The following is a 13,214-nucleotide window of genomic DNA, read 5'->3' as shown; positions in this document are numbered from 1 at the left end:
CGCGGCTTCCGGCCGGGGCCGGGCCGCCCCGTCCGGGGCGTCCCGGCCGTGCTCCCCTCACTCCTCGGCCGGGGCCACCAGCAGGTCGTCGACCTGGACGAAGCGGTAGCCGCGCTCGAGGAGGCCCTCGATCATCGCCGGAAGCGCCGCCACGGTCTGGGAGCGGTCCCCGCCCCCGTCGTGCAGCAGGACGATGGACCCCGGACGTGTCCGCTCAAGCGTCTCCCGCACGATGACGTCCGCGCCCGGCAGCGCCCAGTCGAGCGGCTCGACGTCCCAGAGCACGGTCGTGACGCCCTGCTCGGTCAGCCAGCCGACCGCCTCGGGGGTTCGTGCCCCGTAGGGAGGGCGGAACAGCCTGGAGGGGGTGCCGCCCGCGTCGGTGACCGCTTCGTCGGTCCGCTCGATCTGCTCGACGAGCTGGGCTCGCGACAGGTCGAGGAGGAAGGGATGCGACCAGGTGTGGTTCCCCACGACGTGGCCGTTCTCCCTCATCCGGATGACCTCGTCCGTGCGCGCGCTCACGTTCAGCCCGACGCAGAAGAACGTCGCCGGGACGCCGTAGCGCTCCAGGATGTCGAGGATCTGGCCGGTGTACGGCGGGTGCGGGCCGTCGTCGAAGGTGAGCGTGACCTCCGCCCGGCTGAGGCCGCCCCGGCTGAGCCAGCGGCCCGCCCTGCGCGGGTCCACCTCGGCCGGTGCGCTCCGGAATATCCCGACCTCCAGATCGTCGTCACGGCCGGTGAGTGTGCCACCGTCGATCTGGAGCCTGGCCAGCGCGGACAGGTCGTTCCTGGCCGCGTCGGCCAGCACCCGCGCAGGCACCGAGCCGAACAACGGCCTCTCGGGAAGCTGCCAGGGGTCGGCGCGGTACACCTCGAGCCCCGCGACCATCATTCCCCCGTCCAGGAGCCCGTTGGTGCTCTCCACAACGGTCGCCAGATCCTGGCCGGGCCGCTCCGCCAGACGTCGCAGGCAAGCGATGATCTCGTCCCGGCCGTCCGGCCCGAACCGCGCGGGTGCGACCGCGTCACGCCCGTCACCGTCCGTCACGACGACTTCGTAGCCGGTGGAATTCCAGGCGACTCCGGCGTACAGCATCCATCTCCCTGTTCTTCAAGGCTCGGCAGGACTCGGCGCAGGCGGGGACTCAGCGCGAGAGGGTCCAGCGGGCGGACTGCTCCAGCGCCTCCCGTACAGCCTCGGAGCGCACGGACAGGTAGACGTCGTTCAACCGCTCGGCGAGGGCTCCCACGTGCGGGGTGAGGAAGTGCAGCCCCCCGCGAGAGGCCGCCACCTCGGTGGGCCCGTCGGCGGGCGTGATCCTGGTCGAGACGGGCAGCACGCGGCCGTGCTCGCCCGCGGGTCGCGCACCGTCGGTGGGAAACGCGTCCAGCCAGCTCTCCCTGTCGTCGAGTGCCGTCAGACCGCGCAGGACGTCGTCGGGGGACAGCGACGCCGCGCCGCTGAACTCCGCCCAGAACGCGGCACGGGTGCTGAGCGGAGGGTGGCCTCTCCCCGTGACCCAGATCAGGCCGATCGGCAGGAGCGCCCGCGCGGTGATCTCCTCACAGCGCAGGGTGGTGAGCACCAGCAGCGAGGGGTCGGCGGCGACCGCGTCGGCGACGGCGGCGGCGCTTTCGGCGACCGGCACGTCCCTGAGCGGGGGCCTGGCGCTCGGCGCTCCGTGGGGGCACCACGGGCACCGCCGGGCGTCGAACAGGAGGCGGGGCCGCGGGGCGTCGATTCTCAGGTCGAGGTCGGGTACGAGCATGAGTGCCAGGGCTTCACGCCTGGCCATCCGGGAGACCAGTTCGGACAGCGCCCTCGTCGCCCTCGTCGCCCTCGTCCTGCCGGTCATGCGACGCTCCTGGCTGAGACCGAGGCGGCGTGCCCGGCCTGGAAGCCGGCCAGGCAGACGTCAACGAGTTCTTCCCTGGAGGACTCATCCAGGCGCGCGTAGTCGTCCGGCGCCAGGCCGCAGGCGAGCCAGGACCCGACCGAGGCGCGGAGGACCGGCGAGGCGGCCCTCGCGCGCGAGGACGGCACGTCGAAGCCGAGAATGTATCCGGCCGCCCAGAGCTCCGAGGACACCTCGAAAGAGAAACGCGCCCCCGGTGAGCCGTCCGCCACGTGCTCGCGCCAGGTTTCCAGCACGTGGTCGGCCGTCACGCCGAGCAGATGACACCAGTCGTGCCAGTACCACCCGAAGAGGTCGTCGACCGGTTCTCCCGTCCCCGGCCTGGTCAGCCGGATGAGGCACCTCGAGTCGTAGATTTCCAGCACGAAGGGAATTTCCCCCGTTTCCTCCGAGACCTCCTCTGCCGCGTCCTCGTCCCAGTGGGCGGCGTCGATACCCACGTGACCGGCGAACGCCACCGCGCGCCTGACCCCGTGCTCGTGGTTTCCCGCGACGCTCGGCAGGTCACCGTGATCGAGCAGGCTCGGGACCACGGAGACCACCGGAATGTTCTGTTCCCGGCAGAACACCGTCACCGCGTCGTCGTCGTCGCGGAACTCGTCGGGGATGGTGCTCAGATATTCCGCCAGCCCTGCGGCGTGACCTGCGGGGAGCAGGAATCCCAGGGTCGGCGTGTACTCGAACCTGGACACCGGCGACCAGCGCGCGCCCCGCGCCGCGGCGCGGCGGAACAGGTAGGAGTTGTGCAGGCTGTTGCGGTTGACGTATAGCGCGATCCCGTGATCCGGCCGGCGCGCAACCGCCTTTCTCAGGTGCGCGACGAAGTCCCCGGCGAGAACGACGTCGTCCTGAAGCACCAGGTGGTGGGTGGCGTCGGGGTCGCGGGACGCCCAGGCGAGTTTCGCCGTTCGCAACGGGCTGGGAAACCCGTGCGGATCGGGATCGACGACCACTCTCGGCCGGAGTTCGGCGCATTCCCCGGCCAGTGCGCGCGCCTGTGAAATCCGGCTCGGATGACACATCACGACCATGCTCAACCTCAGATCTTCCGGCGCGAGCACTCTCTCCCCTTCTGTCGGACTTTCCCGGAGCATGTCGATGACGGGGTTCCGGCGTGGCCGCGTGCCGTTCCCGAAGGCGCCGTGAACCCCCGGCAGGCCCCGGCAGGCCCCGACGGGAAGCCCCGGACGGCTGTCAGGCGGTCGTCGCCAGGTCGGGCCGGGAGCCGGGGTCCGTCTCCGCCTCACTCGCCCGCCGCAGCGCGTCCAACCGCCGCAGACCCCGCACGACCTGGTCGGCCGGGAGGCCGAAGTCGATGAGGCAGGCGACCTCGTCGACGCCGATCTCTCGTAGTTTGCGAGCCCTGTCCAGGCACGTCTCCAGACTGCCCATCAGCCCGCCGCCCTCGACGTAGCGGTCGAACGCTCGCGCCACGACCATGTCCACGGCCCGGCTGTGGTCCTGGTCCCGCGCGAGCGGATGGGCGGAGTTCAGCTGGGACCTGGACAGGTCCAGTGAGCTGCGCAGGTAGGCGGACAGCGGTGCCCGGACCTGCTCCTTGACCGTCGCGTCGTCGTCTCCCACGAAGGTGTGCACCATGACGACCACATGCCCCGCCCAACCGTGCCCGCCCGACCGCTCCGCGGCGCGCCGGTAGATCGCTATCTTCTCGGCGAGCTGGTCGACGTCCTGGCCGAGCAGATGGGTCAGCAGGCCGAATCCGGCCTCTCCCGCGCCGCGGACGGTTTCCGGATCACCGCCGCTGGTGATCCAGACGGGCAGCTCCGGCTGGACGGGCGGCGGGTAGACGCGCACCCGGGTCTCGTCGCCGAGGCCGTCGGAGACGTCGAGGTGTTCGCCGCGCCAGAGCGCGCGTACGGTCCGGACCTGCTGGAGAAGGCCGGCCTTGCGATCCGGGTACGCCTCCGGGTTGAAACAGAAGTCGGCCGCGTTCCAGCCGGAGGCGAACGAGACGCCCACCCGGCCGCGCGAGAGGTTGTCGACGACGGACCACTCCTCGGCGATGCGCAGCGGATGGTGCAGCGGCGCGACCACGCTGCCCGCCCTGATGTCCACCCGATCGGTGATCACGGCGAGCGCGGCGCCGACCACGGACGGGTTGGGGTAGAGCCCGCCGAAGGGGTGGAAGTGCCGTTCAGGGGTCCAGACCGCCCGGAAGCCGTGCTGGTCGGCGAAACGCGCGCCTTCGAGCAGCAGCGCGTAGCGATCCTCCGTGGCATGCCCCGCTTCACCGTCGTCGGCGAAGTAGAAGAGGCTGAAGTCCATCCGGCCACCTGTTCGTGTGCGTTCCGGGCGCGACCCGTCTGACAGACCCGCGACATGTCATCAGTGAGTATCGGCTGATCCGCCGTTCTCCACGAAGGACGGAACGGGCGCTCGTCGGGCATACCCAATCCACCCTGCCCGAAAGGCCCAGTCTTCCTGGCCGGACTGTCACCGGTGTGTCTGCGATCATTCAGGGAAAGCGCTCGGGCGGAGGACGGGAACGGGCCCCTGACAGGGAGAAAACAGGTGGAAATCCATAACACGGACACCGCCGGGCACCGCGATCCGGAGGCGTTGGTACGGCGGCGCCTCGCCGAACGGGTCGGCGACGAGGTGGCGTACGGCATCGGGGTCGACGAGGCCTTTCTCATGGTCGGCATCGACTCCCTGGACCTGATGCACGTCGTCGCCCAGCTCGAACAGGACGCTCAGGTGCAGCAGATCGCCCAGGCCGACCTGTGGGCCGTGGCGAGGTCCATCGCCTCCCTCGTCGCCTACATCGGCGGCGGCACGGCGCGGCCGGTCGACCACGCGGCGGGCGAGGAGGCCCGATGACCGGCCTGCGGGTGACGCGCCGCGACGAGCGGGCCCGGGCATGAGCGCCCCGGCCGGTCCGAACGGGCGCGGGCTGCTGGACCGTGCGGCGTTCTTCGGCAGGCTGCGGCGCTGGGCCGCGGAACGCCCGGCCGTCGCCGCCGTCATCGCGGCGGACGGCACGGCGCTGTCGTACCGCGGGCTGGCCGCGGCGGTCGCGGCGACCGCCGCGCATCTGCGAGGCGAGGGGGTACGGCCCGGCGAGCGGGTCGCGATCCCCACGGACAACGGTGTCGCGTCGATCGTCACGATCCTGGCCACGGCCGCCGTCGGCGCCGTCCCCCTGCTGTTCGACGCCGGGGCGACCGAGCAGGAACGCGCCCAGCTCATGCGGCTGGCCGAGACACGCACGTGCGTCCAGCCGCTCGTCGCCCCCGAGCCCGCCGCGTGGCCGGAACCCGCCGCCCCTCCGGTGTCCGACGAGCTGGCCCTGGTCACCTCCGGCACCAACGGCCTGCCGAAGGTGGTGGGGAAGCACTGGGCGGCCGTGGTGGACAACTCCATCCGTTTCGCCCAGGTGGCCCGGTACACCGGCGACGACCGGGTGCTGTGCACCACCCCCCTCCACCACGCCTTCGCCTTCGGCGTTGTCCTGGTTCCCACGCTCTTCACCGGCGCGACGATCGTGCTGGCACCGCATCCGCCGCTGCCGTCCGCGCTGGGCTCACTGCTCGCGGAGACCCGGGCGACCGTCATGCAGTCGGTGCCGTTCCTGTACGCCGCGGCCCTCGAGGGCATGCCGTCGCACCGGCTGCCGGACCTGCGACTGTGCGTTTCCGCCGGTGAGCCGCTGCCCGCGGCGGTCAAGGCGGCGTGGCGGGAGGCGACCGGTGCGAGTCTGCACGACCAGTACGGAGCCACCGAGCTCGGCCAGATCGCCTTCGCCGCTCCCGGATCCCTGGACGACACCTGCCGGTTGGTGCCGGGCGTGCGGGCCAGAACCAGGCTCGACGGTGAGTGGTCCACGGCGGAGGGCGAGCTGTTCGTCCGGGTGCCGGGGCCGCCGAGCCGCTACCTCGGCCAGCCTGGCCTGACGGAGCAGTCCTACCTCGATGGGTGGTTCAGGACCGGCGACTGGGGGACGGTGGACGGCTCGGGCCGGGTCGTCGTCACCGGCCGGGTCAGCAGGCGCGTCGTGGTCGGCGGGCGCAAGGTGGACCCCGCCGAGGTTGAGAGCCTGGTACGCGCGATGGCGGGCGTTCGTGACTGCGTCGTGGCCGTCGGCGACGACGCGGGATACGTGGCGTTCGTCGTGGCCGAGGCGTCGGTAACGGAGCTCGGCCTGCGCCGGCATCTGGCCGCCCTGCTGTCGTCGTACAAGATCCCGAGACGCCTTCACCTGGTGGCGGAGCTGCCGAGGACGAGAACGGGAAAGATCCGCATGGGTCCGCTGTGGCAGACGCTGACCGACCGGGGCGCCGCGTCGTCGCCGCCCGCCTCCGCCTCGGAGGAGAGGGCGCGCTGACCGGCGCCCCCGCCCTGGCCAACACGGCCCGCCCTGGTCAGCGCCTCCGCCCCGGTCGGGTTGCCCGGCCCGTTCAGCGCGGCTGGGGCGCCGGTTCCTCGGCCAGCAGCGGCCGCAGCGGCGCCCGCGCCTTGAGGAGCATCTCCTCGTACTCGTCGGCCGGGTCGGAGTCCAGCACGATGGCTCCCCCGCTGCCCACGGTGAGATGGCCGTCGCCGATCACCGCGGTGCGGATCACGATGCTGAGGTCGCTTGCGCCGCTGAGCGCGAAGTAGCCCAGCGCCCCCGAGTAGATCCCGCGGGCGGCGCCCTCAAGCCTGTCGATGATCTCCATGGTCCTGACCTTCGGCGCGCCCGTCATCGAGCCGCCGGGGAAGCAGTGCCGGGTCGCGGTCAGCGCGTCGACGCCGTCGCGCAGCCGTCCCCGCACGGTGGACACGAGCTGGTGCATGGTCGTGTACGACTCGACCTCCATGAACCGCGGCACCTCGACCGTACCCACCTCGCAGATCTGCCCCAGATCGTTACGGAGCAGGTCCACGATCATCATGTTCTCCGCGCGCGTCTTGGGGTCCTTCGACAGGTCGTCGCGGACGACCCGGTCGAGATCCGGGTCGGGATGCCGGGGCGCCGTCCCCTTGATCGGTTTCGACTCGGCCATCCGGTCGCGGGTGATCCGCAGGAAACGCTCCGGTGAGGAACACGCGACCCGGTAGCCGTCCCACTGCAGGAAGGCGGCGTACGGCGCAGCGTTGAGCAGGCGCTGCCGCGAGTAGAACGCAAACGGGTCGGCGGTGTACGGCAGCCGCGTCGAGTTGGTCAGGCAGATCTCGTAGCTCTCGCCCGCCCGCAGCAGGCGATGACATTCGGCGATGTCGGCGAGGTACTGGTCGCGGGACCGCGCCAGCCACGGCTCGACATCGGTCAGCGGTTCACCCGCGATGTCCGTAATGCCCACAGCACCCAAAGCACCCGCAGCGCTCACAGCGGCCCCGACGCCTCCGAGGGGCCCGGTGACCGCGGTGCCCGCCGTGTCCGGCGGCTCGGACGCGGGACCGGGCCGCGCGTCCTGGGCGCGCAGCCCGGCCGCGACCCGGTCGGCCCACCGGTCCGCCGCCGCGACGTCCTCGGGGTCGGGCCCGGCCAGCGCGACCACGTACGTGCGCCTCTCCAGATGGTCGACTGCGACGAACCGGCTGGCCGAGATCCATACGGCGTCCGGCAGGGCGGAGCGGTGCGCGGCCGTACCGGTCGACTCCGCCTTCATCTCGTAGCCCAGATAGCCGACGTACCCGCCGTCGAGGTCGAACGGCAGGCCGCCGTCGTCGGCGAGTGCGCGCTCGCGCAGCCGCGTGGCGAGAACGTCGTAGATGGACCCCGGGAGCCAGGTCACCGTCCCATCGGCACGCGCCGATCGGACCTGCCCGCTGCCGACCCGGTACCGCAGCGTCTCACCGTGACGCCCGCCTCCGTCTCCGACGAAGGAGAACCTGGACAAGCCGCGTTCGACCCGGCTGCTGTCCAGCCAGAAGGCCGACGGGCTCGCGGAGAACCACCGCTGGAAGAGCCGTTCCGGGTCCGCCTCGAAGTCGGCGGTGCGCACTCTGAGCCGCCACCGGCCGGTCGGCCGGGGGATCTCCGCGTCGGGAGCGGCGACCGGCGGCGTCACCGGCTGGGCGCCCGGCGAGGTGCCGGGTGAGACATCAGACGAGGTGCCGGGCGCGCTGTCCGACGGCGTGTCCAGCGGGGTGCCCGGTGAGATGTCAGACGGGCTGTCCAGCGGGAGGCCCGGTGAAGTGCCCGGTGAGGTGTCAGGCAACCTGTCCCGTCCCCGCTCCGGTCCCGCCGTGGCGAGAACGGCCCGGCTCCGCCGTACCAGCCCGGCGAAGTTCTCGACCAGCCGGGCACCGTGCTGGGTACCGACCGACTCGGGATGAAACTGCACCCCCCACCACGGCCGGGTGCGGCGCCGCAACGCCATCACCACTCCGTCCTCGGTCCACGCGGTGGCGGCGAGCTCCGGCACCCCCTCGGGCCTGACGCACAGCGAGTGGTAGCGCACCGCCGCGAAATCCTGCGGGATTCCGGCGAACAGGTCCGTCCCCTCGTGCCGTACCCGGTCCACGTACCCGTGACGTGGCTGCGGAGCGGGCCCGACCCAACCACCGGCGAGCCAGCCGATGGCCTGGTGTCCGAGGCAGACGCCCAGTACGGGCAGGGTGGTCGTGCGCAGCAGGTCGGCGGCGAGTCCCAGGTCCCGTGGTGACTGCGGCCTGCCGGGACCGGGCGAGACCACGATCGCGTCGTAGTCCCCGAGGTCGGCGGCCCGCAGCTCGGCGGAATCGTTGCGCATCACGGTTGGCACCCGCCCGTACACCTGTGCCATGAGCTGGGCCAGGTTGAACGTGTACGAGTCGTAGTTGTCGATCAGCAGCACACGCACGACGCCTCCATGCTCGGTTGGCACGCCGGAACGGACCAACGCCACCGTCGGCCGGGGATTGATCGTTGCCATGTCGTCGGCCCACGCGGCCCGCCCGGGAGCCGGGCCAGGTCAGGCGGCGGCAGCGGGGGGTCGTGTGGAACGGATCGGCGTCGTGCCCTCATCGATCCGTGGAGCGACCGGCGTGACGCCGGCATTGCGGACGTCTTCGCTCCGGCGCTGCGGCCAAGTTTACGGCTCCACCGCGTGACGGTGATCGCGATCGGGCGGGGCAGTTCGGCTATGCCTTTCGGGCGGACATCGGTACTTGGCCGCCGAGCCGGAGCGCCTGAATACTCCTTGCGGCGGATAGTGACGAGTACCGAATGGAGCGTGTAAATGGCGCACACGGCGCGGAGTCCTCGGTGGGGTCTAGCCGATCAGCCGCTGGAGACGCATCGTCACTGGGCCGAGGAGCAGGAGGTGATCGGCCCTGGCCTGCAGGCGGTGATGCTCTGGTCGCGGTTCGTCGTGTCCGAGGCGCAGGGGGCGGTCCTCACCGACCTGGACGGCAACGAGGTGCTGGATCTACAGGGGGCCGGTGGGGTCAACTCGATCGGGCACGCCGACCCGACCCTCGTCGCCGCGATGACCGACCAGCTGAAGCTCTGGACCGCGGGCGCGTTCGGCTCGCAGGCCCGGCTCGACATGACCCGGGTGCTGCGCGACTTCCTGCCCGAGGGGCTGGACCGGGTCCAGCTCTACAGCGGCGGGACGGAGGCGGTCGAGGCCGCGCTGCGCCTGGCGAAGTCCGCGACCGGCAAGTACGAGGTGCTGTCGTTCTGGGGCGGCTTCCACGGCAAGACCCTGGGCAGCCTGGCGCTGACCGCGGGAGCGCGCAAGGATCTGGGGCCGCTGCCCGGCGGATACTTCAGCACCCCGTACGCCAACTGCTATCGGTGCCCGTTCAAACTGCGTCATCCCGGCTGTGGTTTCGCCTGCGTCGACCACGCCAGGGAGGTCGTCAAGCAGCAGTCGACGGGAGCGCTCGCCGCGATCGTCGTCGAGCCGGTGCAGGGGCGCTCCGGCAACGTCGTGCCACCGCCCGGATACCTGACCGCGCTGGCCTCGCTCGCCGCCGAGTTCGACGCGCTGCTCATCGTGGACGAGATGATGACGGGATTCGGCCGGACCGGCGCGCCGTTCGCGTTCCAGCACGACGACGTCCAGCCGGACATCATCACGGTCGGCAAGGGAATGGGCGCCGGATATCCGGTGACCGGGGTGATCGCCTCCGCCGACACCATGTCCTCAGGGCCGTTCAGCGAACCGAGCGCCAGTTCCTCCAGCTTCGGCGCCTTCCCGATGGCCTGCCGTGCCGTCGCGACCACGGTCTCGGTGATCGAGCGTGACGGGCTGGTCGAGCGGGCCGAGCGGCTCGGCAAGGACCTGCTCGCCGCACTCGCGCCGCTGGTCGAGGAGGCTCCCCTGGTTGGGGACGTGCGAGGCGCGGGTCTCGCGATCGGCATCGAGCTGGTCGTGGACAAGGAGACCCGGCAGCCCGCCTCGACGGCCGTGGTCCGGCAGGCGTTCATGGCGCTGCTCGACGCCGGTGTGCTGGTGATGACCGGCGGCAACACGCTGCGTCTCTACCCACCGCTGAACATCGAGGAGGGCCAGGCGCACGAGGCCGCCGACATCGTCAGGCGCACCCTCACCGGGCTGACCGTCTCCGAGCAGAGCGCCGGTGGCCGATCATGAGAGTCGCCATCGTCGGTTTCGGAGTCGCGGGTACGGCCCGCATGGCCGCCTACCGGCAGGTGCCGGGGGCCGAGGTGGTCGCCGTCGTCGACCCGTCGGCCGAGCGCCGCGCCCAGGCCTCCGCGCTGGACGCCCGGCTGCGCGTCGCGCCCGCCCTCGCGGACGTGCTCGGCACGAGTGGGACCGGCGGGGTCGACGTCGTCGACATCTGCGCGCCCCCGGCCTCCCACGCGCCGCTGGCGGAGGAGGCGATGTCGGCCGGGTGCCACGTGCTGTGCGAGAAGCCGGTCGGCCTGGACGTCCGGGAGACCGAACGCATGATCGACCGCTCGCGCCGTACCGGACGGCTGCTCTACCCCATATACAACTACGTCTACTCGCCGATGATGAAGGTGCTGACGGAGGCCGTCGACACCTGGCTGGACCAGCCCGTCAAGGCACGCCTGGAGATCCGGCGCACCGCCCACGCCGTCGGAACGCCCGGCTGGCAGCCTGACTGGCGACGGGACCGCGGCGTGGCCGGTGGCGGCATCCTGCTCGACCACGGCACCCACTGCGTCTACATGGCGACCCGGCTCCTCGGCGGCCCGCCGGACCAGGTGGCCTGCACCACCCTGCAGGGCCCGGCAGGCCACGACGGCCTGAGCGTCGAGGAGTCCGTCTCCGCCCGGCTCGACTTCCCCGCGGGCACCTGCGAGATCGAGCTGAGCTGGGCCTGTGACGAGCGCAGGAACCGATACTCGCTGGTCGGCGGCAACGGCTCCGTGCTCGTCGACGACGACACCGTCGTCATCGAGACCGCCACGGGCACCGAGACCGGGACGCTGCGCTCGCCCACGGCCAGTGGCACGCACGAGGAGTGGTTCCCCGAACTCTTCTCCGACTTCGCCCGGCACGTGGAGCAGCCAGCCCTGTGGCCGGATCCGCTGGGCCAGATCCTGTCGACCGCCCGGATCATCGAGGCCGCCTACGTCTCGGCGGCCGACGCGGGCCGCCCCGTGGACGTGCGGTGACCACGACGCCGGTACGGCTGAGCACGGTGGTCATGCATCATCCGGCCCGGTCCTGGCTGCTCGACGGCCTGCTGTCGTCCTGTGCGCGGCTCGACCCGCGGGTCGTGCTCGATCCCCGGCCCGACGACTTCGCCAGTCCGCTGCGCACGGCCAAGGTCGCCTGGGCGGCGGTCAGCGAGGACGCGACCCACCACATGGTGCTCCAGGACGACATCCGGCTGGCCGACGGGTTCAGCGCACAGCTGCTGGCGCTGCTGGCCCGGCACCCTGACCGGGCGCTGACGCTCTACACCAGCTGGCACACCCCGCAGAACTCCTATCTGGTCCGCCTCGCGGCCGTCCTCGGAGCGCCCCTGGCCCCGCTCTCCGCGCGGGAGTGGACGCCCACGCTCGGCCTGGTGCTCCCCGCCGCGCGGGCCCGCCAGCTCGCCGCGTTCCTCGCGGAGTTCCCTGACGAGGCCCGCGACGACGACTGGCTGGTGCTGACCTTCCTGCGGCGCCTCGGCAGCCCGGTGCTCGCCACCGTCCCGCACCTGGTCGACCACACCGAGAGCGGGACGCTGGCCGGGCACCCCGGCCGGTTCCACGCCACGCTCTTCCAGGCGGAACAGCCGGTGCCGCAGACGCACTGGGCGTCGGCGCCCGAGCTGGAAGACGCGCTCACCGAGCGGGCATCGCTGCGCGGGCCACGGGCCTTCACGGTCGAGCTGTCCGGTTCCCGATGTCTCCTGCGGCTGCTCAGCGCCGACCGAGGCGAACCCGCCGAGCACACGTTCGGCTGGTACTGGCACGACTGGTGCCATCTGGTCGGCGCCGCCCCTGACCGGATCGCCGAAGGCTTCGACCGGTATCTCCGTACGGCCGCCTGCCCTCCCTGGCCCGCGGTCGAGGTGTGGGCCGCGAGCTACCTGCTCGGCGCCGACGCAGCCGCCGTCGCCCGTGGGCTGCCGCCGTACGACCCGCCGGACGCGAGCCGGCCGGACTTCGTCCACCGGGCCGTGGCCACCTGGATCCGGAGCGGCCTGCGCGAGAGCGACCTGACCAGGCTCGGCGACGCGGGCCTGCGCGCGCTGACCGAGGTCGGCGTCGCGGCGGTCGCGGCCGGGAGCCAGGACCCGCTGGAGCGAGGCCGATGAGCAGCAGGGGCGACGTTTCCGCCACCCGCGCCGCGTCCCTCGTCCGGCGCATGGTCGAACTGCTCGCGTGGCGGGAGGCTTCGGCAGCGTTCCTGCCGACGCCATCGGTACCGGCACCGACGACGTTCGGCGGCCCCGACCCGGGCATCGCGGTCCGGATGCTCGCCTGCCCCTGGTGTCCCGGCGGCGGCGCGGAGGCGGCGACACCCCCCGCGGGCGCCCTCAGGCTGGTCCCCGCCGGGGAGGCCGATCCCACGTTCCCCGTGCTCACACTGCTCAGCTGCGAGTCCCTTGAGCCCAGGGCGCTGCTGCCGATCGCGCTGGCGGCCCGCGCCTGCGCGGGCCCGGTCGCGGCCACGTTCGTCACCCGGGGTGCCTGGCGCGCGGCCCGGTCCGGCCACGACGGTGACCTCAACGGCGACCTCGGCGACCTCGGCAGGCTCGCGCGGCTGCTGTGGCACCTCAACGCGGCGGAGAGCTGGCTCGACCCCCTGATCAGGTCGGCCACACCGGACGATCCGCCGCGTTCTTGACGACGTTGTCGGTGAACAGGTTGCCCCCGGACAGCTCGTTTATCGAGATGGGGAAGCCGTCGAAGACGTTGCCGCTGTGGGTG

Annotated in this window: 11 protein-coding genes; 6 read left to right on the top strand and 5 right to left on the bottom strand. The window is 72.1% G+C overall.

From position 1 onward, the window contains the following. Positions 1–57 precede the first annotated feature (57 nt). The 4 genes from AB0395_RS28540 to AB0395_RS28525 form a co-directional block, all read right to left on the bottom strand. The gene (locus AB0395_RS28540; RefSeq protein ID WP_366286127.1) at positions 58–1,101 is read right to left on the bottom strand and encodes a polysaccharide deacetylase family protein; all 1,044 of its coding nucleotides are present in this window, start codon (positions 1,099–1,101) and stop codon (positions 58–60) included. Between the two features lie 49 nt (positions 1,102–1,150). Next, the gene (locus tag AB0395_RS28535) at positions 1,151–1,861 is read right to left on the bottom strand and encodes a hypothetical protein (protein WP_366286124.1); all 711 of its coding nucleotides are present in this window, start codon (positions 1,859–1,861) and stop codon (positions 1,151–1,153) included. Next, positions 1,858–2,958 (bottom strand): hypothetical protein, encoded by a 1,101-nt coding sequence (locus AB0395_RS28530; protein ID WP_366286123.1) that lies wholly within the window; start codon positions 2,956–2,958, stop codon positions 1,858–1,860. Before AB0395_RS28530 ends, AB0395_RS28535 begins: the two co-directional genes overlap by 4 nt. Before the next feature lie 157 nt (positions 2,959–3,115). After that, on the bottom strand, positions 3,116–4,207 hold the full coding sequence (locus AB0395_RS28525) for a MupA/Atu3671 family FMN-dependent luciferase-like monooxygenase (RefSeq protein ID WP_366286121.1): 1,092 nt from the start codon (positions 4,205–4,207) through the stop codon (positions 3,116–3,118). Positions 4,208–4,453: 246 nt separating this feature from the next. Between AB0395_RS28525 and AB0395_RS28520 the strand changes: the two genes are divergently transcribed. Then, a complete protein-coding gene (locus AB0395_RS28520; protein ID WP_366286119.1) occupies positions 4,454–4,762 on the top strand; it encodes an acyl carrier protein in 309 nt (102 codons plus the stop codon). A 40-nt stretch (positions 4,763–4,802) separates the two neighbouring features. After that, complete coding sequence (locus tag AB0395_RS28515; RefSeq protein WP_366286118.1) at positions 4,803–6,266, top strand: class I adenylate-forming enzyme family protein; 1,464 nt, start codon at positions 4,803–4,805, stop codon at positions 6,264–6,266. Between the two features lie 73 nt (positions 6,267–6,339). On the opposite strand, the gene AB0395_RS28510 is transcribed toward AB0395_RS28515, so the two are convergent. Next, positions 6,340–8,709 (bottom strand): chorismate-binding protein, encoded by a 2,370-nt coding sequence (locus AB0395_RS28510; RefSeq protein WP_366286116.1) that lies wholly within the window; start codon positions 8,707–8,709, stop codon positions 6,340–6,342. A 378-nt stretch (positions 8,710–9,087) separates the two neighbouring features. Here AB0395_RS28510 and AB0395_RS28505 point away from each other — a divergent pair, with 378 nt between their 5' ends. From AB0395_RS28505 to AB0395_RS28490, 4 genes are read left to right on the top strand one after another with little or no spacing between them, the layout of a single operon-like run. Next, positions 9,088–10,449 carry an aspartate aminotransferase family protein gene (locus AB0395_RS28505; protein WP_366286114.1) on the top strand — a complete coding sequence of 454 codons (1,362 nt, stop codon included), beginning with the start codon at positions 9,088–9,090 and terminating at the stop codon, positions 10,447–10,449. Continuing rightward, positions 10,446–11,462: a Gfo/Idh/MocA family oxidoreductase gene (locus AB0395_RS28500; RefSeq protein ID WP_366286111.1), complete on the top strand. Its 1,017-nt coding sequence runs from the start codon at positions 10,446–10,448 to the stop codon at positions 11,460–11,462. Before AB0395_RS28505 ends, AB0395_RS28500 begins: the two co-directional genes overlap by 4 nt. Beyond that, complete coding sequence (locus AB0395_RS28495; protein ID WP_366286108.1) at positions 11,459–12,598, top strand: hypothetical protein; 1,140 nt, start codon at positions 11,459–11,461, stop codon at positions 12,596–12,598. Before AB0395_RS28500 ends, AB0395_RS28495 begins: the two co-directional genes overlap by 4 nt. Beyond that, a complete protein-coding gene (locus tag AB0395_RS28490) occupies positions 12,595–13,131 on the top strand; it encodes a hypothetical protein (RefSeq protein ID WP_366286106.1) in 537 nt (178 codons plus the stop codon). The genes AB0395_RS28495 and AB0395_RS28490 overlap by 4 nt, the downstream gene beginning before the upstream one ends. Positions 13,132–13,214 lie beyond the last annotated feature (83 nt).

This window comes from Streptosporangium sp. NPDC051023 (assembly GCF_040689595.1).
In the GTDB taxonomy this organism is placed as follows: Bacteria; Actinomycetota; Actinomycetes; order Streptosporangiales; family Streptosporangiaceae; genus Streptosporangium.
The sequence above is the reverse complement of the archived record's forward strand: the minus strand, read 5'-3'. Positions and strand labels throughout refer to the sequence as shown.

What these genes read in the sequence shown, in the direction of transcription:
- AB0395_RS28535 (WP_366286124.1), bottom strand. Translation starts at nt 1,861, where the DNA reads ATGACCGGCAGGACGAGGGCGACGAGGGCGACGAGGGCGCTGTCCGAA.
- AB0395_RS28540 (WP_366286127.1), bottom strand. Translation starts at nt 1,101, where the DNA reads ATGCTGTACGCCGGAGTCGCCTGGAATTCCACCGGCTACGAAGTCGTC.
- AB0395_RS28505 (WP_366286114.1), top strand. Translation starts at nt 9,088, where the DNA reads ATGGCGCACACGGCGCGGAGTCCTCGGTGGGGTCTAGCCGATCAGCCG.
- AB0395_RS28515 (WP_366286118.1), top strand. Translation starts at nt 4,803, where the DNA reads ATGAGCGCCCCGGCCGGTCCGAACGGGCGCGGGCTGCTGGACCGTGCG.
- AB0395_RS28490 (WP_366286106.1), top strand. Translation starts at nt 12,595, where the DNA reads ATGAGCAGCAGGGGCGACGTTTCCGCCACCCGCGCCGCGTCCCTCGTC.
- AB0395_RS28500 (WP_366286111.1), top strand. Translation starts at nt 10,446, where the DNA reads ATGAGAGTCGCCATCGTCGGTTTCGGAGTCGCGGGTACGGCCCGCATG.
- AB0395_RS28525 (WP_366286121.1), bottom strand. Translation starts at nt 4,207, where the DNA reads ATGGACTTCAGCCTCTTCTACTTCGCCGACGACGGTGAAGCGGGGCAT.